The sequence below is a fragment of the Pandoraea communis genome (assembly GCF_902459745.1).
Lineage (GTDB): Bacteria > Pseudomonadota > Gammaproteobacteria > Burkholderiales > Burkholderiaceae > Pandoraea > Pandoraea communis.
In genome coordinates this window covers 257253-280990 of record NZ_CABPSJ010000003.1, presented here as the reverse complement: position 1 = coordinate 280990, position 23738 = coordinate 257253, and the positions used below count along the sequence as shown (strand labels likewise).

Below are 23738 nucleotides of genomic sequence, written 5' to 3'. Positions count from 1 at the left end.
AGATCGAACGCCCGGCCCGAGACTGCCGGCGGCATGTCTCGCCACCCGGCATCGCGTAACGTGGCGCAGCATCACAATAACAACGCAACGAGAGGCCCCCTTCCACCATGACGTCCAGCACCACTCCCTTGCCCCCCCTTCGGCCATTGGCGGATACGTCGCCGTCGGCGATCGTCGCCGGCTTCGTGGCCATGATGACGGGCTACACCAGTTCGCTCGTTCTGATGTTCCAGGCCGGACAGGCCGCCCACCTCAGCGCTGCGCAGATTTCGTCATGGATCTGGGCGCTCTCGATCGGCATGGGCGTGACGACCATCGGGCTATCGCTGCGCTATCGCACTCCGGTGGTCATCGCGTGGTCGACGCCGGGCGCTGCCCTGCTGATTACCTCGCTGCCCGGCGTGCCCTATGGCGAAGCCATCGGCGCGTTCATCGTCTGCAATGCGCTCATCGCCCTGTGCGGGCTTACGGGCGGCTTCGAGACGATCATGCGCCGCGTGCCGCCCGCGCTGGCGTCGGCGCTGCTCGCCGGGATTCTGTTTCGCATCGGGCTGGAAATCTTCGTCGCGGCCCAGCATCAGACGGCGCTCGTGCTCTCGATGTTCTTCACGTATCTCGTCGTCAAGCGCTTTGCGTCGCGCTACGCGATTCTGCTCGCGCTGATCGTGGGCACGACGGTCGCGGGCGGGCTCGGCCTGCTCGACTTCAGTCACTTCGACGTCTCGCTCGCCAAGCCCGTGTGGACCACGCCGTCGTTCTCCCTATCGGCGACGGTCAGCATCGCGATCCCGTTGTTCGTGGTGGCGATGGCGTCGCAAAACGTACCCGGTCTGGCCGTGCTTCGCGCAGACGGCTACAAAGTGCCGGCGTCGCCGCTCATTTCGACGACGGGCATCGCGTCGGTACTGCTCGCGCCGTTCGGCTCGCACGGCATTCATCTGGCAGCCATCACCGCCGCCATCTGCACCGGACGCGAAGCGCACGAAGATCCGGCCAAGCGTTACACCGCCGCCGTGTGGTCGGGTGTGTTCTATCTGATCGCCGGCACGTTCGGGGCGACCATCGCCGCCCTGTTCGCCGCCTTCCCGAAGGCGCTGGTGGTCTCGATCGCCGCCCTCGCCCTGTTCGGCTCGATCATGAACGGTCTGGCCAATGCCATGCACGACACGAAGCAACGCGAAGCCGCGCTCATCACGTTCATGGTGACGGCCTCGGGCCTGACGCTGCTGTCCATCGGCTCGGCGTTCTGGGGATTGATCGCGGGCGGGCTCACGCTGGCGATCCTGCAATGGCGGCGTGCATGATTGGCGTGTGAACGCGGCAGCAAGCCCCGCGGGCCGAGGTGATACCATTCGGCCCGCACCGTTTTTTCGAATTCAACGTAACCGCAGGAGCAGCGCAACCATGGCAGTGATCGAACCGACCCCGGTCTTCAAGGACAACCTCGCACAGATGGCCGCCATCGGCAGCATCGAGGGCATCGCTCGTATCGAACTGCGCGACGGCAAGGGCGCGGTCGTGGCGACCATCGAGAACGCACCGGGCAAGCAAGGCTCGCTCGCCGTGTACCACTATCTCAAGCAGGCCTTCGGCACGCTCGACGCCAAGGCTGCCGAGCACGGCCTGACCGTCTTCGGTGAGCACACCGCCGACGCGCGCCACCGTCCGGGCGCGCATCCGAACGTCGACCGTCTGCTGGCCATCGTGGCCGGCGGCGAAGCGCTGAGCATCAACGAAATCGCGGCCTGAGACAGCGGCTCGCGTCGCGCCAAAAGAAAAGCCAGCCTCTCGGCTGGCTTTTTTACGTCTCCTGCGCGCGCATCGTGCGGCGCAGGTTGGCGGGCTGACGTCAGATCGTCAACACCGGGCCACCGTCTCCGTTGGCCGAGCGAAGCTGCTTGACCCAACGCTTGGCCGGCAGGCCCGTGGCGGCTTCCACCACCTTCGCGCGAGCTTCCACGTCCTTCCACTCGACCGACAGCAGCGGGCCGTTGAACGCCAGCACGATGACATTGCCGTCGTGCACTTCCGGGAATTCGATCACGCGGTTATCGAAAGCCTGACGCAGACGACGGATGTTCTTCGGATAGCTGTCGTGATCTCCGAACAGGTTCATCGTCAGCATGCCCGGCTCACGCAGCGTGGCACGGCAAGCCTTGTAGAACGCAGGCGTGTCGTGCACCGGGCCGCGTGCGGTCGCATCGTAGAGGTCGACTTGCAGCACGTCGAGCGCGCCGTGATTCGCCGGATCGGTGACGAAATCCCACGCGTCCGCTTCCACCACCTTCAGATAACGCGAGTCGTCCGGCAGGCTGAACATCGTGCGCGCGGCGACAACCACGGCCGGGTTCAGTTCAACGGCCGTGACCTGCGTGCGCGGGAAATGCTGGTGCGAAAACTTGGTGATCGAGCCCGTGCCGAGACCCAGTTGCACCACATGCTTCGGCGCGCGCATGAACAGCAACCATGCCATCATCTGCTGCGCATATTCCAGCTCGATACGGTCGGGCTTGGACAGACGCATCGCCCCTTGCACCCACTCCGTGCCGAAATGCAGGTAACGCACGCCACCCAGTTCAGAGAATGTCACCGGCGCGAAGCGCGGCTTATAAGCGGGACGGGGAGCACGCGTGGTGCGCTCGTCGCTGACGAACGCTTCGGCTTCGATGGATTTGCGTTTGATGAGGGTCATGTGTCCTTCTGTGAAACTCGGGAAATTCCGATGGGTTCGCATTGTACCGGGTTCGCGCAAGACAGCCGTCAGGCCTGCCGTATCGCCACCGGCCGCCCTGCGATTCAGGCAGACGCCTTCGCCCCCAGCCAGTCGCGCAATGCGAGCCACGCGTCGCGTTTCGTCGCATACGGAATCGTATAGGCCGGACTGCTCGACGGCAGCAGCAGTACCGGCATCGTCACGCGGCTTTGTGCCAACGCGCGCTGCCCGATACGGGCTGCCGTCCCGCCGTTGAATGCCACGGCACGCAGCGACGGCAACGTGGCGATCAGGCCCGCGAGATCGCTGCCGGCATGCAAGCGTATGTTGCTGTCGAGACTGCCTTCGCGGCGCGCCTCCGCCACCACATCCCACAGTCCGACGCCGTGCGTGCGCAGCATCGCCAGCCGCGCGGCATAGGGCAGTGACGGCAACGGCTCACCGATCACCTCGCCTACCAGATGCCAGAAGCGATTCTGCGGATGCGCGTAGTACTGCTGGTGCGCGAGCGACACCTCGCCGGGCAGGCTGCCGAGAACAAGCACGCGCGTCTGCGCGTCCGCCACGGGCGGAAAATTGCGCTTGAGATCAGGGGTGGGAGACGTCGCCATGGCATTCAGTCGTGCGCCGGCACACCGTGCGCAGCCTGCAGACGCCGCCAGAATCGCGGCAGGAACGCTTCGGTCACCAGCAGCGGCGCCCCGTGCCGCACGAACACCGAGCGGCGCGCCCACAGCCGCGCGTGCGGCGTTGCGCCAACGAGCGGATCGCGGGCGTCGTGCCGCGCACGGCCATGCAGCAAATGGCGCGGCCCCAACGGGCTCGACACCAGCATGGAACGCATGACCGCAGGGTCGTGATAGAGCAGATCGGCCAGCGGACGCGTACGCAGACGACGCATCGCCTGCCAGATCGAACGGCTATACGTGAGCGGCGTGACGCTGTGCGCCACGACCACGGGCTCGTCATCGATCAGCAGGATGACATCGCGAGCCCACATCGGCGTACGCAACGGCACGCCGATGGCGCGGCACTGGTCGGCGTCGGCGGGCATCACCCGTTCTGCCACGACGCGCACACTCACCCGGCCAAGTGCCGACAAATGGCGTGTGAGCGCACCGCCCCGGGTCAGCCAGTCCTTATGACGACGCGAGAGCGCCGGTGCCGGGACAGCCTGCCAGCGCCGCCCGCCTACATCGAATCGAAAAGTCATGGCTCGGCATTATAAAGGCGCTGCGCGACGGCGTGCCGTGCACAAAACGGCCGTCCCCCGACGCGGGAAATCCACTGCGACCCGGCCAGCAGGAGGCTCACCGAAAATACAAAGGCCCCCGCGACATGTCGACGCGGGGGCCTTTGAACTACGCGATGATTGCGATTAACGTGCGGCGAGCAGCAGCGCGTTGGTACGCTTCACAAACGCGGCCGGATCTTCGAGGCTGCCACCTTCGGCAAGCAACGCCTGATCGAACAGCAGTTCGGTCCAGTCGGAGAGATCGGCGCTATCCGCCTTGAGGCGCTGAATCAGCGCATGCTCCGGGTTGATTTCGAGAATCGGACGGAATTCCGGCATCTTCTGCCCGGCCGCCTTCATCAAACGCTGGAGCGTGCCGCTCATATCGTTCTCGTCCGACACCAGGCACGACGGCGAATCGGTCAGACGGAACGTCACGCGCACGTCCTTAGCCTTATCGCCGAGCACTTCCTTCATCTTCTCGACAAGCGGCTTAAGGTCGTCGCTGGTCTTTTCCTGTGCCGCCTTCTCGCCGGCATCCTCGAGCGCGCCCAGATCCAGATCGCCACGCGCCACGCTCACGAGTGCCTTGCCGTCGAACTCATGCACGTACGAGAGCATCCATTCGTCCACGCGATCGGTGAGCAGCAGCACTTCCACGCCCTTCTTGCGGAAGACTTCCAGATGCGGGCTGTGGCTTGCCGCCACCCAGCTTTCGGCCGTGACGTAGTAGATCTTGTCCTGACCTGCTTTCATCCGGCTGACGTAGTCGGCCAACGATACGCTTTGCTCGGCCGAGTCGTTATGTGTGCTGGCAAAACGCAGCAGCTTGGCAATGCGCTCTCGGTTTGCATGATCTTCGCCCGTGCCTTCCTTGAGCACCTGACCGAACGCGCCCCAGAACTGCGTGTACTTGTCTTGCTGGTTCTCTGCCAGGTCTTCGAGCAGACTGAGCACGCGCTTCGCACAGCCTTCCCGGATCGCCTTCACATCGCGGCTTTCCTGCAAGATTTCGCGCGAGACGTTCAGCGGCAGATCGGCCGAGTCCACCACCCCGCGCACGAAGCGCAGATAGTTCGGCAGCAGTTGATCCGCGTCGTCCATGATGAACACGCGCTTGACGTACAGCTTCAGGCCGCCTTGCGAATTGCGATCCCACAGATCGTAAGGGGCGTGGCCCGGCACATACAGCAATTGCGTATATTCGCTGCGGCCTTCGACACGGTTGTGCGTCCAGGCCAGCGGGGCCTGCATGTCGTGAGCGATGTGCTGGTAGAACTGCGTGTACTGCTCGTCGCTGATCTCGCTCTTGCTGCGTGTCCACAGCGCGCTTGCCTGATTGACGGTCTCATCCGTCTCGGCGGGCACCATCTCCTTCTTCTCTTCGTCCCACGTCTCGCCGCGCATGACGATCGGCAGCGAAATGTGATCGGAATACTTGCGGATGATCGATTGAAGTTGCCACGACGAGAGCAGTTCGTCTTCGCCTTCGCGCAGGTGCAGCGTGATGGCCGTGCCGCGCGGGGCACGCTCGATGGTCTCGACCGAGAAGTCGCCCTCGCCGGTCGACGACCAGCGCACGCCTTCCGACGCCGGCAAACCGGCGCGGCGCGATTCGACCGTCATACGGTCGGCGACGATGAAGCCCGAGTAGAAGCCCACGCCGAACTGGCCGATGAGCGCGGCGTCCTTCTGCTGATCGCCCGACAGGCGCGAGAAGAACTCCTTGGTGCCGGACTTGGCGATCGTGCCGAGATGCGAGATCGCTTCCTCGCGGCTCATGCCGATGCCGTTGTCCTCGATGGTGACGGTGCGGGCGTTCTTGTCGAACGACACGCGAATCTTGAGTTCCGGATCCTGCTCGTACAGCGCAGCGTTGTTGATGGCCTCGAAGCGAAGCTTGTCAGCGGCGTCCGACGCGTTGGAGATCAATTCGCGCAGGAAGATTTCCTTGTTGCTGTACAGCGAATGAATCATCAGTTGCAGAAGCTGTTTGACTTCTGCCTGAAAGCTCATGGTTTCTTGCGCCATGGTCGGGAACCCTCATGAATCGGTGAGATGAATGGAATATCGACGCTGACCGCCGCCCGGCGCACTTGCGCGCGCGCTGCCAAAACGACGGTACAGATCGGAACATAGGGACAGGCAGCCGGCATTTCAAGGCCGCCAGCAGGGTTATTTCGGTGCGAGTTGCGCGAAGATACGGAAAATTGCAGCGGGCCCCGTCGGAATCCGGGGCTGTCGGGGCCATCCGCCAGGCCGGCCGGCGGGCCGTCTTCCGACCGTTCAGGCGGCCAGTTCGAGCTGTCGCGAGAGGAATGTCAGCATGGCGGGATCGCTGGAGCAGGCGACGTTCATACGCATCCACGTACTCGGCGTCTGACGCGGCGAGAACAATGCCCCCGGCGCAAACAGGAAACCCGCTTCGTGCCCGGCAGCGGCCACCGCACTGGTATCGACGCCGGTGTCGACCCAGAGGAACATGCCGGAGGTCGGATCGCCGAACATACGCAGGCCGATGCGCTCGAGATGCCGCCGCGTGTTGTCGCGCACGTCGTCGAGACGCGAGCGCAACCGCTCCACGTGACGCCGGTAATGCCCCTCGGTGAGCGCCTTGTAGACGATCCGTTCGTTGATCTCCGGGGTGGTCGACCCCGACAGCATCTTGTGATCGATGAAGGTCTTCGCCAACTCGGGGGAACACGCCACAAACGCCACGCGCAGATTCGCGGCAAGGGTCTTCGAGAAGCTGCCCAGGTAGATCACTCGCTTGAGCTGATCGAGGCTCGCCAGACGCGCCACTTGCTGGTGCGGCGGGCACAGGTCGCAGTAGATGTCGTCTTCGAGCACCATGAAGTCGTACTGCTCCGCCAGACGCAGAATCTGGAAAGCGCGCGCCGGCGTCAGCGACGTGCCGGTCGGATTCTGAAGAATCGAATTGATGATCAGCAACTTGGGGCGATGCTGCTGCACCAGACGCTCCAGTGCCTGCATATCCATCCCGTCCGGCGTGTACGGCACGCCAACGGTATGGGCGTCTTGCGACGCAATGCGGCCGAACATCACGAACCAGGCCGGATCTCCCACCAGCACGGTATCGCCCGCGCGCACGTACAGACGCAGCAGAAAATCCACCGCCTGCGTAATGCCGGACGTCAGCACGATCTGCTCGGGCCGTGCGCCGATTTCGAGTTCCGCGAGTTGCGTTTGAAGTTGAACACGCAACGGCAGGAAGCCGTGCGGATTGCCGGTTTGCAGCAGATGCGCACTCGACTGACGGCTCATGGAACGCATGGCCGACGTCATCATGTCGGCGTCGAGCCAGCCCGGCGGCAGATAGCCCATGCCGGGACCGCGCTCCGGCGCCACCGAGTGCAGCATGCTGCGCACGAGCCAGGCCACGTCGATGGGGCCCTTTGCCACCATCGGTACAGCGGCGTTCTGCGGCGGCATCACGGGCCGCTCACGCACGTAGAACCCCGAACCGCGGCGTGCCTCGAGATACCCCTGCGCAACCAGCCGCTCGTACGCCTCGACGACAGAAAAGCGCGACACGCGTTTGTCTTCCGCGAGCGAACGGATCGACGGCATGCGCATGCCCGGCAGAAATACTCGCTCCTCGATGCGCAGACTCGCCCAGTGCACGAGCTGGTCGACGAGCGTCATGCGTGCGGTGTCGAGCGCGGCGTTGTCCGCCAGCGCCAACGGAGAAATATGGTTCGTCGTCATCGTCTGTCCACCTCTGCCCGGCTGACGGCACCTCACTACCGAAGTGTCTGCCCATTGCCGCTCATGGCTCGCCACTCTACGCCAGCCAAATTCCCTGTCAATCCCGAACTGTACCGAAAATTTCATTGACATCTGTACCGGTACTGTACCGGAGTTAAACGATAAAGTGTCTCCTCAACTGGAGACCGCTATGCGTGAAATCCGACTCTTCGAACTGGACCGGGAACGGACTGTCTTCTGGCAGAGTCCGGCTGCCGAGTTGCCACAATCGCTTCAGGTGCTGCAGGGCGTGTTGTGGCTGACCGTGGAAGGCGAGCCCGCCGACCACTGGCTGCGGGCCGGCGAGAGCTTCGAGATTCGCCACGGTCAGCGGGTGTGGCTCGGCACATGGCAGGATGGCGTGCGCCTGCGCGTGAGTCAGCCGGCGAAGACGCTCTCGCCGCTGGCCGACAAGCCGGCCCGTCGTGCGGGCGGACGCCTCGGCTGGCGCCTCGCGTTGCGCGATCTGGCGGCGCGTGTGGCCAATCGGACGGTGGCGCGGCTCTCGCGCGGATGAATCGATGACCCGTTAAAGGCACAAGGCGACGAACGACGCGGAGTAAGCTATCGGTTTTATCGCCCGAACCCACTATGTCTGCACCTCACGCCCTGAAACTGGATCATCTCGTCGTTGCCGCGCAAACGCTGGAGGCGGGCGAAGCCCATGTCATCGAGCAACTCGGCCTGACGGACGTTGTGCCACAGCGTGGCGGCAAGCACGCACGCATGGGCACGCATAACAGTTTGCTAGGGCTGTGGGGCGGCGCCTATCTGGAGATCATCGCCATCGATCCGGACGCCCCGCCGCCCGGCCGTGCGCGCTGGTTCGGGCTCGACGACGAGGCTGTTCAGGCCCGTCTCGCCCGTGGACCGTATCTGGCGCATTGGGTGGCCCGGGTGGACCGTCCGCGCTCGCTGCCGCGCTGGCAGGCGCAATATCCGCAGCGGCTGGCGCCGGTCATCGAAATGCAACGCGGCGCGCTGACCTGGCAGATCGGCGTACCCGACGACGGCAGCCTGCCCGCATGGCAAGGCGCTGGACACGGTGTACTGCCGACGCTGATCCAATGGGACTCCCCGCAGCACCCGGCCGACATGCTGCCCAGCGCCGATTGTGCCGTCACGTTATTGCGCGGCTTCCATCCGCAGGCGACAGCGATCAATGAACAATTGCAATGGCTTGGCGCGGACACCCTCGTCAATGTCGAAGCCACACTGGTCGAGCCGTCGCTCGCAGCAGAAATCGATACGCCCGAAGGGCCGCGCACGCTGCGCTAGGGCCGGGCAACACCCAGTGACACCGAGCGCCCGGCACAATGCCTGCCGGGCGGACAACCGAGAACGAGATACACGAGGCAACACCATGAATTCGCGCGAATCCCGGGGCATGCTGATCGGGCTGATCGGCGTGCTGATCTTCAGTCTGACGTTGCCGATGACGCGTATCGTCGTCGCGGAAGTCAATCCACTGCTCAACGGACTGGGACGTGCGCTGGTTGCCGCCGTTTTCGCGGGCGCCCTGCTCTGGTGGCGCCGGGAACCGTGGCCCACGCTGCCGCAACTCAAGAGTCTTGCCATCACCTCGCTGGGCGTGATCGTCGCGTTCCCCGTGTTCTCTGCATGGGCGATGCAGACGATTCCGGCGTCGCACGGCGCGGTGGTCAACGGCTTGCAGCCGTTTTTCGTCGCGATTTACGCCTATTGGCTCGGCGGTGAACGGCCGTCGCGCGGCTTCTGGGTCTTTGCGCTCGCTGGCAGCGCGCTGGTGATTGCGTTCGCACTGCGCGCCGGAGGCGGCAGTCTGCACGCGGCCGACGGCCTGATGCTGCTCGCCGTGGTGATCGGCGCCCTCGGGTATGCCGAAGGCGGCAAGCTCGCTCGCGAGATGGGTGGCTGGCAGGTGATCTGCTGGGCGCTCGTGGTGTGTGCGCCGGTGCTGGTGCTGCCAGTGGGCTGGCTCGCGTGGCAGCAACCGTGGCCTGTGAGCGGCAAAGCCTGGGGCGCGTTTGCCTACGTCACCCTCTTCTCTCAATTCATCGGCTTTTTCGCTTGGTATGCCGGTCTCGCCATGGGCGGGATCGCGCGCGTGGGCCAAGTACAATTGCTTCAGATTTTCTTCACGATTGCGCTGTCCGCCCTCTTTTTCGGCGAACAGGTCGACACGGCAACGTGGCTGTTCGCCGCCGGCGTCGTACTGACCATCGCACTCGGCAAAAACATGAAGATCGGCGCCTCGCGACTCACGAGCAAACCGGTCTGAAGGCACGTCGCGGTGCATGTGATCCCTGCACCGCGGCGCGTCTGCCCCCCCGGCGTTTTGCGCTTGCCCCCACGTGCCCGGCACGCGCAACGCCCGATACTCGCGGCCGCTCAGAAAGGCCGCATCCTCAAAGCGAGACCATCATGCATGATTGGCAATATTCCGAACGTGCCCGCAATCTGACCAGCTCGGCCATTCGCGAAATTCTGAAGGTCACCGAACGCCCCGAAGTCATTTCGTTCGCCGGCGGCCTGCCCTCCCCCGCCACCTTCCCCATCGCCCAAATGCGTGCCGCTGCCGAGCACGTACTGACCGAATCGCCGCAGGCTGCGCTGCAATACAGCCCCACCGAAGGCTTCGCGCCGCTGCGTGAGTGGATCGCCAAGCGTTACTCGCGCGACGGCCTGACGCTCGTTCCCGAGAACATCCTGATAACGACTGGCTCGCAACAAGGCCTCGACCTCATCGGCAAGATCTTCATCGATGAAGGTAGCCGCGTACTGGTGGAAGCGCCGAGCTATCTGGGCGCGCTGCAATCGTTCTCGCTGTTCGCGCCGAAGTACGTGCCGGTGCCGACCGACGACCAAGGCCTGCTGCCCGAAGCGCTCACGCCCGAGATCGTCGATGGCGCACGCTTTCTGTACGCTATGCCGAACTTCCAGAACCCGACCGGGCGCCGTTTGTCCATGGCGCGCCGCGAGGCGCTGGCCGCCGTTGCCAAGCGGGCCGGCCTGGCGATCATCGAAGACGATCCGTACGGCGAACTCGACTACGAAGGACAGCGTCTGCCCAGTCTCATGTCGCTCGCCCCTGAGCACGTGCTGTATATGGGTTCGTTCTCGAAGGTCCTCGCGCCGGGATTGCGGCTCGGCTTCATCATCGGCCCGCAGGCCGTGATTTCCAAGCTCGTGCAGGCCAAACAGGCCGCCGATCTGCACACGCCGGGCCTCACGCAACGCATCGTGTACGAAGTGGTGAAAGACGGCTTCCTCGATACGCACATCCCGTCGATCCGCAAGCTCTACGCGGCACAGGCCAAGGCGATGCTCGCCTCGCTGGCAAAGCATATGCCGGCTGACGCCACCTGGACGACGCCGGCAGGCGGAATGTTCATCTGGTTGACATTGCCCGCCGGCATCGACACCATGCAGTTGCTGGACAAAGCGATTGCGCAGAATGTGGCGTTCGTGCCCGGTGCGCCTTTCTACGTTGGCACGCCGCAATCGAATACGCTGCGGCTGTCGTTTGTCACCGTGCCGCCCGAGAAGATCGAGGCGGGCGTTGCGCGCCTTGGCGCCCTCGTCGCCGAAGCGCTCACGCGTCGCGCCGCCTGAATCGTCTGCCCAGCGCGTCTTATCTGCCGGCCTGAAGGGAATTCGGGCCGGCGATCGACGGCGCGTCTGGCGCAAGTCGCCGCACCAGCCTCATACCGACCTGTCCGACCGATCGATCGGTCCGATTCAACGCATCTGCAAGGAAGCCGTACATGTCCGTCTACGACAAACTGAAGCAACTGGGTATTGAACTGCCGAGCGCCGGCGCCCCTGCGGCCGCCTACGTGATGAGCGCACAAACCGGCAATACCGTATTCCTCTCGGGCCATCTGCCCAAGAAGGACGGCAAGGTCTGGACCGGCAAGCTCGGCAAAGACGTCAGCGTCGACGAGGGTAAGGCTGCCGCCCGTGCCGTCGCCATCGAGCTGATCGCCACGCTGCACGCCCACACGGGCGACCTGAACAAGGTCAAGCGCGTTGTGAAGCTGATGAGCCTCGTCAACTCGACGCAGGAATTCACCGATCAGCATCTGGTCACGAACGGCGCATCGGAACTGATCGCGGAAGTGTTCGGCGACGCCGGCAAGCATGCGCGTTCGGCCTTTGGCGTCGCGCAGATTCCGCTGGGCGCGTGCGTCGAGATCGAGCTGATCGCCGAACTCGCGTAACGACAGCGCCGTGTGAGATGCGCCGCGTCGCGGCCATCCTCGCACACCCAATGACAACAGCCACCCTCGGGTGGCTGTTGTTTTGTGGGCGCTCGGGGATGTGCGGCGTGTGCGTTGTCCGCGTAGATCAGCGCGGCTGACCGCTGCCGTAAGCGCGGCGCATGGCCATCGCAACGGCAAGCGACAACACCACCGCTACGGCGAGCAACGCCACGACACCCTGCCAGCCATGCGACTTGAGCATCACGCCAGAGTAACTGCCCAAGAGGCTCGAGCCCAGATAGTAGAAGAACAGGTACAGTGCCGAGGCAATCGCCCGCCCTTCCGTTGCGCGGCGTCCCACCCAACTGCTGGCCACGGTATGCGCGCCGAAGAAGCCGAACGTGAAAATCGCCAAGCCGATCACCACCCCCAACACCTGTGAGGAGAGCATGGTGATGAGTCCCACGAAGGCCAACGCCACCAGCACCCACAACAGGCGGGGGCGGCCCACGCGATCCGACAGCGGCCCGGCGATGAACGAGCCGACCACGCCGATGAGATACATCGTGAAGATCGCGCCGATCGCGGCATGCGGCAAATGGAACGGCGATGCCGACAGATGGAAGCCCAGATAGTTGTAGACACTGACAAAGCTGCCCATCATCAGCCCGGCGAACAAGTACAGCCCCAACAGCGCCGGATCGCCCAGATGGCGACGTGCATGGCCGAGGGCGTCGCGCACGGTCATATGACGCGGGGTAAAGCGGCGCGAATGCGGCAGGCTGCGAGCGAACTCCAGCCCCATCGCCAGACACACCAGCCCGATCACCGCGACCGACACGCGCCACGAGAACATGTCCGCCACGAATGCGGCAAGCACGCGTCCGGCCATGCCGCCGAGGATGTTGCCCCCGATGTACAGCCCCATCGACATGCCAAGCGATCGCTGATCGATTTCCTCGCTCAGATACGCCATCGCAATTGCCGGCAATCCGGAGAGCGCCAACCCTTTGAGAGCACCGAGAATCACAAGCGTCTCGAAGTTGGTGGAGAACGCACTCGCGAGCGTCAGCACCGACGAGCTAAGCAGCGCAATCGTCATCATCCGCTTGCGGCTCACGCGATCTGCCGCAACGCACGTGACGAGCAAACCCAGTGCCATCATCATCGTGGCGGCCGACACCGACCAGCTCGCTTGCGCTGGCGTGATGCCGAACGTGGTGGTCAACAGCGGTAGCAGCGACTGCATGCAATACAACTGCGCAAACGTCGAAAAACCACCGAAAAAGAGCGCTCGGCTGATGACGGCATATTCGCGCGTGCCGCGTGCAACACCTGCCGGGAGCTTGGATGCCGGCACGCTACCGGCCGGTACGCCGCTGGGAAGAGGAAGGGAGTTCGTTGATGCCATGATGCTGGCTCGCCTCGTGCGAACCAAGGATGAAAGGTATGGAACCAATGATAAGTTTGCCGTTACCCCACGTCCAATATATATTTAAGCGATATTTCCATATATAAAACAGATCAATCGAGGCTCGACGTATGGAACTGCGCCATCTCCGCTACTTCGTCGCCGTTGCTGAAGAGTTGCATTTCAGCCGCGCGGCGCAAAAACTCAATATTGGGCAGCCGCCGCTCTCGATGCAGATTCGTGCATTGGAGGAAGCGCTTGGCGTACCGCTCTTCGAGCGCTCGCAGCGGCGTGTCTTCCTGACCGCCGCCGGACGCGCGTTTCTCGTGCGAGCGCGTCAGATCCTGGCCGATGCCGCCGCAGCCCGTCTGGAGGTGCAGCAAATTGCGGGACTCGACGCCGGAGAATTGCGCATCGCGTTCACAACCTCCGCACCGATGACGAATCTGATGAAACGCGTGCTCACCGGCTATCGGCAGCGGTATCCACGTGTGACGTTGACACTGAGCGAATCCCCGTCGGAACGCCAGCGGGACGCGCTCGCCGAGCGCACGCTCGACATTGGCCTATTGCGTCAGGCGGACAACGCCCCCCCGGTGGCGGGATTGAGTTTCGAGACGTTGATCGATGAAGCGCTGGTTGTGGTTCTGCATCAGGGGCATGCGCTATCCGGCCGTACTAGCGTATCCATTGCAGATCTGGCCAACGAAGCGTTCATCATGCATCCGCACGATGTCGGTACCGCCGTCGACGGAAAAATCCGGCAGATGTGCGAGCGCGCGGGGTTTACGCCACGCGTGGTGCAGGAAGCGCGCGAGTCGACAACCATCGTCGCGCTCGCGGCAAGCGGGCTGGGTGTTGCCGTGCTCCCCGCCGCCGTGCGATGCATTCAGATCGAGGGGGCGTGCTTCATGGACCTCAGTGAGCCCGATGCCCACACGCCCCTGCTGGTGGCCAAGCGCCGCGACGACGCCAGCCCCTTAGTGCTGGCGTTTGTCGCGATGTGCCACGAAGTGGCAGGTAGTCTTCACGAGACAAGCCGGCCAGCCGGCTGACCCGCGATCAGCCGCGCAGAGAAGCTGCCAGACCGATAACGACGACGCCCAACACGAGGTTGAGGATCACCAGCCGGCGGATGCCGTTCACCGCAGCCGCACCGTCAGGCCACGACTGCGCCTGCACCGCACGTTGCAGACGCGGGAACAGGGCAAAGCGGACGTGACCGAAGATGAGCATCATCAGTACGCCGATGCCTGCCATCGCGTGCACGGGCCAACGGGCGTACGAACCGCCCATCGCAAGCATCATGTGACCGCCCGACAGCAGGATCACCACGATGGCCACGCTCACCCATGTGAAAAATCGCGTGAGCGCCGCCTCCCACAACGGCAGGCGTTGCTGCGGCGAGAGTTCGGACGACGCTGGCCGCAAACAGGCCAGCGCAAAGAACATCCCCCCGATCCAGACGGCAACGCTGACCAGATGCAAGAAAAGGCTGAAGGCATAAACGCTCATGCATGACTCCCGTCAGGATGCCGAGGGCGCGGCCGGCAACACCGGCTCGAGCGAACGTGGCTTGAATGTGGCGAACTTGACCGCTGGCGAGCGCCCCTTGCGGGCGCGCTTGCCGATGTTCGGCGCCAGAGATGCGCCCGAGAGCGTCTCGGACTGCACCTTGCCGCCGCGAACTTCGCCGTACACCGTGACACCGGCTTGGCTGATGGGCACAGCCGACACCAGCGTCTGTTTGTCTTCGAGACCGATCAGCGTGACACCGCGTCCGCCGCCCGTGAGCGACTTCATCTCGTCCATGCCAAACACAAGCAGACGGCCGTCACTCGACAGACAGGCTACTGCGCTCGCCCCCTGCCAGATTGGCGTCGGCGCCAGCGGCTCAGCGCCGTCGTCAATGGTCATGAACGATTTGCCGGCCTTCACACGGCTGACCATGTCGCCCAGCTTCGTCGTGAAACCGAAACCCGCCGAGGTGGCCAGCAACAGTTGCTGATCGCCCGATGCCGCGTAGTAGTGCAGCAACCGCGAACCCGATTCCAGTTCGATCAGCGACGTGAGCGGCACACCATCGCCGCGCCCGCCCGGCAATTGCGCCACGGCCACCGAATAGACGCGGCCATTGCTGCCCCAGGCAATCAGCGGATCGACGGTGCGGCATTCGAAGGCACCGTACAGGGCGTCGCCCTGCTTGAACGAGAAGCCTTGTGCATCCAGGCCGTGGCCCTTCAAGGCGCGCACCCAGCCCTTGGCAGACACCACGACCGTGACCGGCTCATCGACCACGCGGGCCTCGGCGACGGCGCGCTTTTCTTCCTGAATCAGCGTACGGCGATCGTCGCCGAACTGCTTCGCGTCGGTTTCGATCTCCTTGATGATCAATCGCTTCATCGTGCTGTCGTTGGCAAGCAACTCTTCGAGCTTTGCCTTCTCGTCGCGCAACGAGGCCAGTTCCTGCTCGATCTTGATCGCTTCGAGACGCGCCAACTGACGCAGCCGGATTTCCAGAATGTCTTCCGCCTGCCGCTCGCTCAACTTGAACGCGCTCATCAGCGCGGCTTTCGGCTCGTCCGACTCGCGAATGATACGAATGACCTCGTCGATATTCAGGAAGACGATCATCCGGCCTTCGAGAATATGAATTCGGTCATTGACCTTGCCCAGACGATGGCGCGAGCGGCGCGTCACCGTCTCGAAGCGGAATCCGATCCACTCGGTGATGATGTCGCGCAACGACTTCTGCGCCGGGCGGCCATCGGCGCCCACCATGACGAGGTTGACCGAGGCGCTCGACTCCAGGCTCGTGTGCGCCAGGAGCATCGTGACGAATTCCTGCTGGTCGATGCGGCTCGACTTCGGCTCGAACACCAGCCGCACGGGCGCGTCTTTGCCCGATTCGTCGCGAACCGTGTCGAGCATGCCGAGCACCGACTGCTTGAGGTTCTGCTGCTCCGGCGTAAGCGTCTTCTTGCCGAGCTTGATCTTCGGATTGGTGATTTCCTCGATTTCCTCGAGCACCTTCTGACCCGAAGTGTTCGGCGGCAGCTCGTACACGACGGCTTGCCACTGGCCGCGGGCCATCTCTTCGATCTTCCAGCGCGCACGCATCTTGAGACTGCCACGGCCGCTCTCGTAGGCGGCGCGGATCTCCGCAGCGCTCGAAATCAACTGACCGCCGCCCGGGAAGTCCGGGCCCTGCACGTACGTCATCAACTCGGCATCGTCGAGCTTCGGGTAGCGGATCAACGCAACCGCCGCCGACGCGACTTCACGTAAATTGTGCGACGGGATTTCGGTCGCCAGCCCCACAGCAATCCCCGAGGCCCCATTGAGCAGCACGAATGGCAGGCGGGCGGGCAACAGACGCGGCTCTTCTGTCGAGCCATCGTAGTTCGGCACGAAGTCCACGGTGCCCGCATCGATTTCGTCGAGCAGCAGTTTCGCGATCGGCGTCAGACGCGCTTCGGTGTAACGCATGGCTGCCGCACCATCGCCGTCGCGCGAGCCAAAGTTGCCCTGGCCGTCGATGAGCGGGTAGCGCATCGAGAAATCCTGCGCAAGACGCACCAACGCGTCATAGGCGGACTGGTCGCCGTGCGGGTGAAACTTGCCGAGCACGTCGCCGACCACACGCGCCGACTTCACCGGCTTGGCGTCGGCCGCAAGGCCCATTTCGTTCATCGCGAACAGAATCCGGCGCTGCACCGGCTTCTGGCCATCGCAGACGTCCGGCAGTGCACGGCCTTTAACCACGCTAATTGCGTAGTCCAGATAAGCGCGCTCGGCATAGGCGCCAAGCGTCAGCGTGTCGTCATCCGACGGTTGCGTAAAGAGATCTTCTACTTGTTCCATAAAACCTGTGGGTTTGCTGCGAACGTTTGACGAGAGTTCGGGTGGACGTTGACCGCGAGATCATACCAAGCTCGTCGGCACATTTCGGCAAAAACACGTCCGATTGACAAAGCGAGACGCGATTTCAGCGAGGAAGCGATGGGAATCGGGATGACTCCGCTCACATTTCAGACGAATCCAAGCATCGAGACCGTGGAATCGACATGCGGCAACACAGCCATCGCGCCCGCGAACCTCCGGTGGCAAAGTCGGTGGAATGGTGCTTCAGTCGGTCGGCAGCGCGGAAGATAGTACCTTGGGCGCCGAGTCACGCACCGACGCGTTCGGCAGGGTAGCGGGCACGACAGGAAGGCCAGACGGCGCACCGAGAATGACGTGAATGCGGCCGTTGCGCGAACCGCTCACGCGAGCGCGGCCGACTTGTCCCACGTCGCCACTGGCCCGTATCACACCACTGCCGGGCGCAGCGTTCGACGCCTCGGGATTGAAACGTCGATAGAGTTCGAGCACGGCAGCCACGTAGTCGCGCGTCTCCGCGTAAGGCGGGATCTGATCGGCGTGACGCGCCACGGCGCCCTCGCCGGCGTTGTACGACGCGAGGACAAGCTCGAGACGATCGGGATAGCGCGCCTGCAGATCGCGCAGATAGCGCGCTCCGGTCAGGACGTTGATATCCGGATCGGCGAGTTTTTCCGCGACCGTGCGCTTCGCGTCGGCACGCACACCGTAACGCTCGCCCGTGGCCGGAAGTACCTGCATCAGACCGACGGCTCCCTTGGGCGACACCGCCGCGCTGTCGAATCCTGACTCTGCCGCAATGACGGCCTTGAGTAACGCAGCGTCCACTTGAAAACGCTGCGCCGCCTGCGCGATCAGGGGCGCCAGTTTTTTCAGATTGGGGTGACGCGCAAGGGCGTCGTACAGACGCGAGCGATCGGTACCGCTGACAACGCCGCCCTGCGACGCCCGCAGATCGGCATTCCCGCCCGCTCCGACGACCAGACGGTAACGCGCATCGAGTTTGCGCGCCGCCAGATGGGCGACGCCATTCTCGTCGACGTAACCGTAGAGTTCGGCGTGCGCAAATGGCGTCGCGCCAAGCAGCGCGGCCGCCAGCGCCAGCCCTGCGAACTTGCGCAGAGAGACCTGCCGGCGCAGCGCGCTAAGGCGAGACGTCATCGAGAAGTGGTTATTGCTGACCTTTGACATGCACCTTGATCGTCTGGCTCATCGCCGGACCGTACGACTGGTGCGCACCGTTGGCGAACTGCATCGTCAACGTGTGATCGCCCGGCGTCAGATTGACGCTCGTCTCGGTCTGGCCTTTGCCAAAATGCAGGTGCGTATCGTCGGTGGGGACGACCTGACCTGCAGGAATGGAACCGCCGTCGATGATGAGGTGGTGATGACCGGTGTTGGGCGTCATATCGCCCGCCGGCTTGATCGCCATTCCCTCGACGCCAAACTTGACCACCACCGGGTTTGCCACCGTTGCCCCGTCCGCCGGAGCAACGAAAAAGACGCGCGGTTGAGGCGATTGTGCCAAAGCGGTAACGCTTGCGCCCGCAAGCAGCAACGGCACGAAAATGCAACGCATTGAACGCAACATAACGCGACTCCCGGTAAGAGTAAGACTCGGATTATCCCACTATGTGAACGCTCACGCTGGTCTGCACATGCGTGAGGTCCCCGTCATTGGAACGACACCCGCAAAAACGCTCAGATGTCGGCTTCCACTTCATTGCCCTTGGCCTCGAGCCAGCTACGCCGTTGCGCCGCTTCGCCCTTGCCCATGAGCATGTTCATCCGCGCCACGGTCGCGTCGAAATCGAGCCCGCCGAGTGCCACGGGGCTCAACCGGCGAGTGTCGGGATTCATGGTGGTTTCCCACAACTGCGCCGCGCTCATTTCTCCCAGCCCCTTGAAGCGGCTGATCGACCATGCGGATTCGCGCACACCGTCCTTGCGCAACTTGTCGAGAATCGCTTCGAGTTCGCCTTCGTCGAGCGCGTAGAGCTTCTGCGCGGGCTTCTTGCCACGTGCCGGTGCGTCTACGCGGTACAGCGGCGGACGTGCCACATACACGTGCCCCTTCGCGATCAATTGCGGGAAATGACGGAAGAACAGCGTGAGCAGCAACACCTGAATGTGCGAACCGTCAACGTCGGCGTCCGAGAGGATGCAGATCTTGCCGTAGCGTAGATTCGACAGATCGGGCGTGTCGTTCGCGCCGTGCGGGTCGACGCCGATGGCCACGGCGATGTCATGCACTTCGTTGTTCGCGAAGAGCCTGTCGCGCTCGGTTTCCCAGGTGTTGAGGACTTTGCCGCGCAACGGCAGAATCGCCTGGAACTCCTTGTCGCGCCCCATTTTCGCCGAGCCGCCCGCCGAATCACCTTCAACCAGGAACAGTTCGTTGCGCGTGATGTCTTCGGTCTCGCAATCGGTCAGCTTGCCCGGCAACACGGCCACACCGGAACTCTTTTTCTTCTCGATCTTCTGGCCTGCACGCGTGCGCGCCTGCGCCTGACGAATCACGAGTTCGGCAAGCTTCTTGCCGTGCTCGACGTGATGGTTGAGCCACAGTTCAAGCGCAGGACGCGTGAACGACGACACGAGACGCACAGCGTCGCGGCTGTTCAGACGCTCCTTGATCTGCCCCTGGAATTGCGGATCGAGTACCTTCGCGGACAGCACAAACGACACGCGCGAAAAGACATCCTCGGGCAGCAGCTTCACGCCCTTGGGCTGAAGATTATGCAGTTCGATGAAGCCGCGCACGGCCTGAAACAGCCCTTCGCGCAACCCCGATTCGTGGGTACCGCCTGCCGGTGTGGGAATCAGGTTGACGTACGACTCACGCACCGGCGCGCCGTCTTCGGTCCATGCCACGACCCACGCTGCGCCCTCGCCTTCGGCAAAGCTGTCTTCGCTGCCATCGGCAAATCGCTCGCCCTCGAACAACGGGATGAGCGGCTCTGCGCCGCCCAGCGATTCGACCAGATAGCCGCGCAGACCATGTTCGTAGAACCACGTCTGTTCTTCGCCGTTCTTCTCCTGACGCAACGTGACGCGCACGCCCGGCAACAGCACGGCTTTCGAGCGCAGCAAGCGTTGCAGTTCACCCAGCGGCAGCGCAGGATTGTCGAAGTATTTCGTGTCCGGCCAGACGGTGACGCGCGTACCGCTCTTCTTCTCGCCACGTTGTGCGGCGCGCGAATGCAACGGCACGCTGACGTTTCCGCCGTTGGCAAATTCGAGTTCGGAGACCTGGCCCTCACGCCAGACCGTCACGGCCAGACGTGTCGCCAGCGCGTTCGTCACCGATACGCCAACGCCGTGCAAACCGCCGGAGAAGGTGTAGGCGCCGCCGGCAGCCTTGTCGAACTTGCCGCCTGCATGCAGACGCGTGAACACGATTTCAACGACCGGCACGCCCTCTTCCGGGTGGATGCCGACGGGAATGCCCCGGCCGTCATCCTCGACGCTCACCGAACCATCCTTGTTCAGCGTGACGAGAATCTGCTTGCCGAAACCGCCAAGCGCTTCGTCGGACGCGTTGTCGATGACTTCCTGAATGATGTGCAGCGGATTTTCGGTGCGGGTGTACATGCCCGGGCGCTGCTTGACCGGCTCAAGGCCCTTCAGGACCTTGATGGACGCTTCGCTGTACTGGGCAGGCGTATTTTTTTTCGACATAGCGTGACTAAATTGGGGTACGACGCCCCGTGATTATCCACACATCCTGTGGACAACCACGGGGAAAACCCATTAACACATGAAAAAAGCGACGCCGGATCAACGACTTGAGTTGCGGCGCCCACATAATGGGCACTCTGCGCGCTCGGCGCCCGGCATGGGTGAGCCGGGAGGCGAGCCGCGCCTGATGAATCGCGGCCTATTGTACTGTCACTCGCAACGCGCTCGAATGACAACCCGTGCCAGTCGACGCGATGCGGCCGGATATCCGGCCGCAAGCGCTTCGTTCAATCGTCAGGCGCTCTCGCCGCGCTGCTTGGCTTCGAGCACTTCCCAGCGTTCGAGCGCTTCGAGCAACTCTAGTTCGATGGCCTCGAAACGTTCGGACAACGCCGCCCCGGCTGCCGGATCTTTCACAAAGATCGAGCCATCTTCAATCTTCGCAGCGGCGTCCTTTTGTTCCGTTTCCAATGCGGCAATGCGCTCCGGAAGACCGTCGAGTTCGCGCTGCTCCTTGTAGCTCAGCTTGACCGTGCGATTGGCGCTGCGCTTCGACGCGCCGGGCGCTTCCCTGGCGGCCTCGTCGGCCGGCGCACGCTGCGCAGCAAGCGCGGCGGAGCGTTCACTCTGCACCTGCCAGTCGGTGAACCCGCCGACATACTCGCGCCAGTTGCCGTCGCCTTCCGCTGCGATGACCGAAGTCACCACATTATCCAGGAACGTCCGATCGTGGCTCACGAGGAACACCGTGCCGCTGTAATCCTCGAGCAGTTCTTCGAGCAGTTCCAGGGTCGGGATGTCCAGATCGTTGGTCGGTTCGTCGAGCACCAGCACGTTGGCCGGGCGCGCGAACAATCGAGCGAGCAGCAGACGGTTCCGCTCGCCGCCCGAGAGCGACTTCACCGGGGAGCGGGCACGCTCCGGCGAGAACAGGAAGTCGCCGAGATAGCTCATGACATGCTTGCGCACGCCGCTGATTTCGATCCAGTCACTGCCCGGACTGATCGTATCGAGCAGACTCTTCTCGGGGTCGAGTTGCGCGCGCATCTGATCGAAATACGCCACCTGCAAATTGGTGCCGACGCGAATCTGCCCGCTATCCGGCGCGATTTCGCCGAGGATGAGCTTAAGCATCGTCGTCTTGCCGACACCGTTCGGGCCGACAAGGCCGACTTTGTCGCCACGCATGAGGGTCGCCGTGAAATTGCGCACGATGACGCGCTCGCCATACGACTTTGTGACGTTGGTCAGTTCCGCCACGATCTTGCCGGACTTCTCGGCCTGCGCCACATCCATGCGCACGTTGCCTTGAATTTCACGACGCTCGGCGCGCTCGTTGCGCATCGTCTTCAAACGCTCGATACGCGACACACTGCGCGTGCGGCGCGCTTCGACGCCCTTGCGAATCCACACTTCTTCCTGCGCGAGCAGCTTGTCGAACTTCTCGTTCTCCACCCGCTCGACTTCAAGCTGCGCGGCTTTGCGCTCCTGATACTGCGTGAAGTTGCCGGGGTACGAGAGCAAGCGCCCGCGGTCGAGTTCGACGATACGCGTGGCAACGCGGTCGAGGAAACTGCGATCGTGAGTGATGAACAGCAGCGCACCGCGATAACCGATGAGCAGGTCTTCCAGCCATCGGATCGCTTCGAAATCGAGGTGGTTGGTCGGCTCGTCGAGCAGCAACACGTCGGGTTTGGCTACCCACGCCTGTGCCAGCGAGACACGTTTTTGCATCCCGCCGGAGAGCGCTCCCACGCGCGCGTGCCCGTCGAGGCCAAGCTGAGCGATGGTCGTCTCGACGCGCGTCTTGACTTGCCATGCGTCGGCGGCGTCGAGCGACGACTGCAGGGTATTGAGACGCGCGAGCAGCGCATCGTGCTCGGCCCCGTCGGGGGCGTCGGCCAGCGCCTCGGCTGTGCGATCATAATCGGAGAGCAGCAGATGTAAATCGCCGAGGCCGAGCGCGACGGCGTCGAACACCGTCTGATCGGCGTCGAACTCGGGTTCTTGCGGCACATAGACCGTATTGAGCCCGGCCTGACGAGCGACCAGCCCGTCGTCGGGCACGGTCAAGCCCGCCACGATCTTGAGCAGCGACGATTTACCTGCGCCGTTGCGCCCGATAAGCCCGACGCGCTCACCGGCTTCGAGCGAAAAATCGGCATTGTCGAGCAATGCCACGTGACCGAACGCCAGTTGGGCGCCCGTGATGGAATACAAGGCCATGTGTCGGGGAACGGGAGAACTGCGATGGGAGGTATTGTAGTGCCGGGCGCGAAGGCCCGGCCGATATTGCACTGCTATTGCACGGCGACGGTACTGTCATTGCGCCGCCGGCGCGCGCAGCATTTCGATATGCATGATGCCGTCTTCGTCATACGGCTCGCTGACCTTGACGAACCCGAACGCGCCATAAAACGCTTCCAGATAGGCTTGAGCGCCGATGCGCAGCGGGGCCGACGGCCACTGCACCTCGGCAATGGCGATCGCCCGGGTCAGCAACTCGCGCCCGAGCCCGGTGCCGCGATGCGACGCCGCCGTGATCACGCGCCCGATCGACGCTTCGTCATAAGCAAGCCCCGGCGGCAACAGGCGGAGATACGCAGCAATTTGCGGCTGATCCGATGCGTCGCGCACTTGCGCGACGAGATGCAGGCTATGGAGATCGCGTCCGTCGACGTCCTGATAGGGGCACTGTTGCTCGACCACGAATACGGCGCTTCGCGCCGCCAGAATGCGATAAAGCAGTGTGCTGCCCAACTCGTCGAACGACTTGCAAATCCATTCCATTCCCGACGCTCCAGCCTCTCGTTGTGAAAGGCCGGACTATAGCACCGTCGCAAAGCGACGATGCCAGCATCGCGC

General features: G+C 63.4%; 21 protein-coding genes. 8 read left to right on the top strand and 13 right to left on the bottom strand.

The window, feature by feature from the left end; genetic code table 11:
- Positions 1-107 precede the first annotated feature (107 nt).
- Both PCO31110_RS12035 and PCO31110_RS12030 read left to right on the top strand, forming a co-directional pair.
- Positions 108-1304 (top strand): benzoate/H(+) symporter BenE family transporter, encoded by a 1197-nt coding sequence (locus tag PCO31110_RS12035; protein ID WP_150690537.1) that lies wholly within the window; start codon positions 108-110, stop codon positions 1302-1304.
- Positions 1305-1410: 106 nt separating this feature from the next.
- On the top strand, positions 1411-1749 hold the full coding sequence (locus tag PCO31110_RS12030) for a DUF2322 family protein (protein WP_010807481.1): 339 nt from the start codon (positions 1411-1413) through the stop codon (positions 1747-1749).
- Positions 1750-1849: 100 nt separating this feature from the next.
- Here the strand turns inward: PCO31110_RS12030 and PCO31110_RS12025 are convergent, their stop codons facing one another.
- The 5 genes from PCO31110_RS12025 to PCO31110_RS12005 all read right to left on the bottom strand — a co-directional run bounded on the left by PCO31110_RS12025 (position 1850) and on the right by PCO31110_RS12005 (position 7676).
- Positions 1850-2692 (bottom strand): class I SAM-dependent methyltransferase, encoded by an 843-nt coding sequence (locus PCO31110_RS12025; RefSeq protein ID WP_010807482.1) that lies wholly within the window; start codon positions 2690-2692, stop codon positions 1850-1852.
- Positions 2693-2796: 104 nt separating this feature from the next.
- Complete coding sequence (locus tag PCO31110_RS12020) at positions 2797-3324, bottom strand: DNA-deoxyinosine glycosylase (protein ID WP_150690536.1); 528 nt, start codon at positions 3322-3324, stop codon at positions 2797-2799.
- Positions 3325-3329: 5 nt separating this feature from the next.
- Complete coding sequence (locus tag PCO31110_RS12015) at positions 3330-3926, bottom strand: chorismate--pyruvate lyase family protein (RefSeq protein ID WP_010807484.1); 597 nt, start codon at positions 3924-3926, stop codon at positions 3330-3332.
- Between the two features lie 165 nt (positions 3927-4091).
- Entirely contained in the window at positions 4092-5978 is a 1887-nt protein-coding gene (htpG, locus tag PCO31110_RS12010) for a molecular chaperone HtpG (protein ID WP_010807485.1), read from the bottom strand.
- Between the two features lie 255 nt (positions 5979-6233).
- Entirely contained in the window at positions 6234-7676 is a 1443-nt protein-coding gene (locus PCO31110_RS12005) for an aminotransferase-like domain-containing protein (protein ID WP_010807486.1), read from the bottom strand.
- Between the two features lie 190 nt (positions 7677-7866).
- Here PCO31110_RS12005 and PCO31110_RS12000 point away from each other — a divergent pair, with 190 nt between their 5' ends.
- From PCO31110_RS12000 to PCO31110_RS11980, 5 genes are all read left to right on the top strand, one after another.
- The gene (locus PCO31110_RS12000) at positions 7867-8232 is read left to right on the top strand and encodes a DUF2917 domain-containing protein (RefSeq protein ID WP_150690535.1); all 366 of its coding nucleotides are present in this window, start codon (positions 7867-7869) and stop codon (positions 8230-8232) included.
- A 74-nt stretch (positions 8233-8306) separates the two neighbouring features.
- A complete protein-coding gene (locus PCO31110_RS11995) occupies positions 8307-8993 on the top strand; it encodes a VOC family protein (protein WP_150690534.1) in 687 nt (228 codons plus the stop codon).
- Between the two features lie 85 nt (positions 8994-9078).
- The gene (locus tag PCO31110_RS11990; protein WP_010807489.1) at positions 9079-9975 is read left to right on the top strand and encodes a DMT family transporter; all 897 of its coding nucleotides are present in this window, start codon (positions 9079-9081) and stop codon (positions 9973-9975) included.
- Positions 9976-10118: 143 nt separating this feature from the next.
- Positions 10119-11309, top strand: coding sequence for an aminotransferase-like domain-containing protein (locus PCO31110_RS11985; RefSeq protein ID WP_150690533.1), 1191 nt, complete (start codon positions 10119-10121; stop codon positions 11307-11309).
- A 152-nt stretch (positions 11310-11461) separates the two neighbouring features.
- Positions 11462-11917 (top strand): RidA family protein, encoded by a 456-nt coding sequence (locus PCO31110_RS11980; protein ID WP_010807491.1) that lies wholly within the window; start codon positions 11462-11464, stop codon positions 11915-11917.
- A 127-nt stretch (positions 11918-12044) separates the two neighbouring features.
- Here PCO31110_RS11980 and PCO31110_RS11975 read toward each other — a convergent pair whose 3' ends face one another.
- Positions 12045-13310, bottom strand: coding sequence for an MFS transporter (locus PCO31110_RS11975; protein ID WP_010807492.1), 1266 nt, complete (start codon positions 13308-13310; stop codon positions 12045-12047).
- Between the two features lie 131 nt (positions 13311-13441).
- On the opposite strand from PCO31110_RS11975, the gene PCO31110_RS11970 reads away from it, so the two are divergent.
- Positions 13442-14365: a LysR substrate-binding domain-containing protein gene (locus PCO31110_RS11970; RefSeq protein ID WP_150690532.1), complete on the top strand. Its 924-nt coding sequence runs from the start codon at positions 13442-13444 to the stop codon at positions 14363-14365.
- Positions 14366-14372: 7 nt separating this feature from the next.
- On the opposite strand, the gene PCO31110_RS11965 is transcribed toward PCO31110_RS11970, so the two are convergent.
- The 7 genes from PCO31110_RS11965 to PCO31110_RS11935 form a co-directional block, all read right to left on the bottom strand.
- The gene (locus PCO31110_RS11965) at positions 14373-14825 is read right to left on the bottom strand and encodes a CopD family protein (RefSeq protein ID WP_150690531.1); all 453 of its coding nucleotides are present in this window, start codon (positions 14823-14825) and stop codon (positions 14373-14375) included.
- 12 nt (positions 14826-14837) lie between these two features.
- Entirely contained in the window at positions 14838-17174 is a 2337-nt protein-coding gene (parC, locus tag PCO31110_RS11960; RefSeq protein ID WP_150690530.1) for a DNA topoisomerase IV subunit A, read from the bottom strand.
- Between the two features lie 264 nt (positions 17175-17438).
- On the bottom strand, positions 17439-18353 hold the full coding sequence (locus PCO31110_RS11955) for a lytic transglycosylase domain-containing protein (RefSeq protein ID WP_150690742.1): 915 nt from the start codon (positions 18351-18353) through the stop codon (positions 17439-17441).
- A gap of 10 nt (positions 18354-18363) precedes the next feature.
- Entirely contained in the window at positions 18364-18783 is a 420-nt protein-coding gene (locus PCO31110_RS11950; protein ID WP_217427189.1) for a DUF4399 domain-containing protein, read from the bottom strand.
- A 110-nt stretch (positions 18784-18893) separates the two neighbouring features.
- Positions 18894-20873 carry a DNA topoisomerase IV subunit B gene (locus tag PCO31110_RS11945; RefSeq protein ID WP_010807498.1) on the bottom strand — a complete coding sequence of 660 codons (1980 nt, stop codon included), beginning with the start codon at positions 20871-20873 and terminating at the stop codon, positions 18894-18896.
- 294 nt (positions 20874-21167) lie between these two features.
- Positions 21168-23099: an ATP-binding cassette domain-containing protein gene (locus tag PCO31110_RS11940; protein ID WP_150690529.1), complete on the bottom strand. Its 1932-nt coding sequence runs from the start codon at positions 23097-23099 to the stop codon at positions 21168-21170.
- 96 nt (positions 23100-23195) lie between these two features.
- Positions 23196-23663: a GNAT family N-acetyltransferase gene (locus PCO31110_RS11935; protein ID WP_010807500.1), complete on the bottom strand. Its 468-nt coding sequence runs from the start codon at positions 23661-23663 to the stop codon at positions 23196-23198.
- Between the last annotated feature and the right edge of the window lie 75 nt (positions 23664-23738).

Excerpts from the sequence above, each read along its gene's own strand:
- PCO31110_RS12000 (WP_150690535.1), top strand. The coding sequence starts at position 7,867 with ATGCGTGAAATCCGACTCTTCGAACTGGACCGGGAACGGACTGTCTTC.
- PCO31110_RS11970 (WP_150690532.1), top strand. The coding sequence starts at position 13,442 with ATGGAACTGCGCCATCTCCGCTACTTCGTCGCCGTTGCTGAAGAGTTG.
- PCO31110_RS11955 (WP_150690742.1), bottom strand. The coding sequence starts at position 18,353 with ATGACGTCTCGCCTTAGCGCGCTGCGCCGGCAGGTCTCTCTGCGCAAG.
- PCO31110_RS12005 (WP_010807486.1), bottom strand. The coding sequence starts at position 7,676 with ATGACGACGAACCATATTTCTCCGTTGGCGCTGGCGGACAACGCCGCG.
- PCO31110_RS11935 (WP_010807500.1), bottom strand. The coding sequence starts at position 23,663 with ATGGAATGGATTTGCAAGTCGTTCGACGAGTTGGGCAGCACACTGCTT.
- PCO31110_RS11950 (WP_217427189.1), bottom strand. The coding sequence starts at position 18,783 with ATGTTGCGTTCAATGCGTTGCATTTTCGTGCCGTTGCTGCTTGCGGGC.
- PCO31110_RS11980 (WP_010807491.1), top strand. The coding sequence starts at position 11,462 with ATGTCCGTCTACGACAAACTGAAGCAACTGGGTATTGAACTGCCGAGC.
- PCO31110_RS12020 (WP_150690536.1), bottom strand. The coding sequence starts at position 3,324 with ATGGCGACGTCTCCCACCCCTGATCTCAAGCGCAATTTTCCGCCCGTG.
- PCO31110_RS12025 (WP_010807482.1), bottom strand. The coding sequence starts at position 2,692 with ATGACCCTCATCAAACGCAAATCCATCGAAGCCGAAGCGTTCGTCAGC.
- parC (WP_150690530.1), bottom strand. The coding sequence starts at position 17,174 with ATGGAACAAGTAGAAGATCTCTTTACGCAACCGTCGGATGACGACACG.
- PCO31110_RS11965 (WP_150690531.1), bottom strand. The coding sequence starts at position 14,825 with ATGAGCGTTTATGCCTTCAGCCTTTTCTTGCATCTGGTCAGCGTTGCC.
- PCO31110_RS12015 (WP_010807484.1), bottom strand. The coding sequence starts at position 3,926 with ATGACTTTTCGATTCGATGTAGGCGGGCGGCGCTGGCAGGCTGTCCCG.
- PCO31110_RS12035 (WP_150690537.1), top strand. The coding sequence starts at position 108 with ATGACGTCCAGCACCACTCCCTTGCCCCCCCTTCGGCCATTGGCGGAT.
- PCO31110_RS11940 (WP_150690529.1), bottom strand. The coding sequence starts at position 23,099 with ATGGCCTTGTATTCCATCACGGGCGCCCAACTGGCGTTCGGTCACGTG.
- PCO31110_RS11995 (WP_150690534.1), top strand. The coding sequence starts at position 8,307 with ATGTCTGCACCTCACGCCCTGAAACTGGATCATCTCGTCGTTGCCGCG.
- PCO31110_RS11990 (WP_010807489.1), top strand. The coding sequence starts at position 9,079 with ATGAATTCGCGCGAATCCCGGGGCATGCTGATCGGGCTGATCGGCGTG.
- PCO31110_RS11945 (WP_010807498.1), bottom strand. The coding sequence starts at position 20,873 with ATGTCGAAAAAAAATACGCCTGCCCAGTACAGCGAAGCGTCCATCAAG.
- PCO31110_RS11985 (WP_150690533.1), top strand. The coding sequence starts at position 10,119 with ATGCATGATTGGCAATATTCCGAACGTGCCCGCAATCTGACCAGCTCG.
- htpG (WP_010807485.1), bottom strand. The coding sequence starts at position 5,978 with ATGGCGCAAGAAACCATGAGCTTTCAGGCAGAAGTCAAACAGCTTCTG.
- PCO31110_RS11975 (WP_010807492.1), bottom strand. The coding sequence starts at position 13,310 with ATGGCATCAACGAACTCCCTTCCTCTTCCCAGCGGCGTACCGGCCGGT.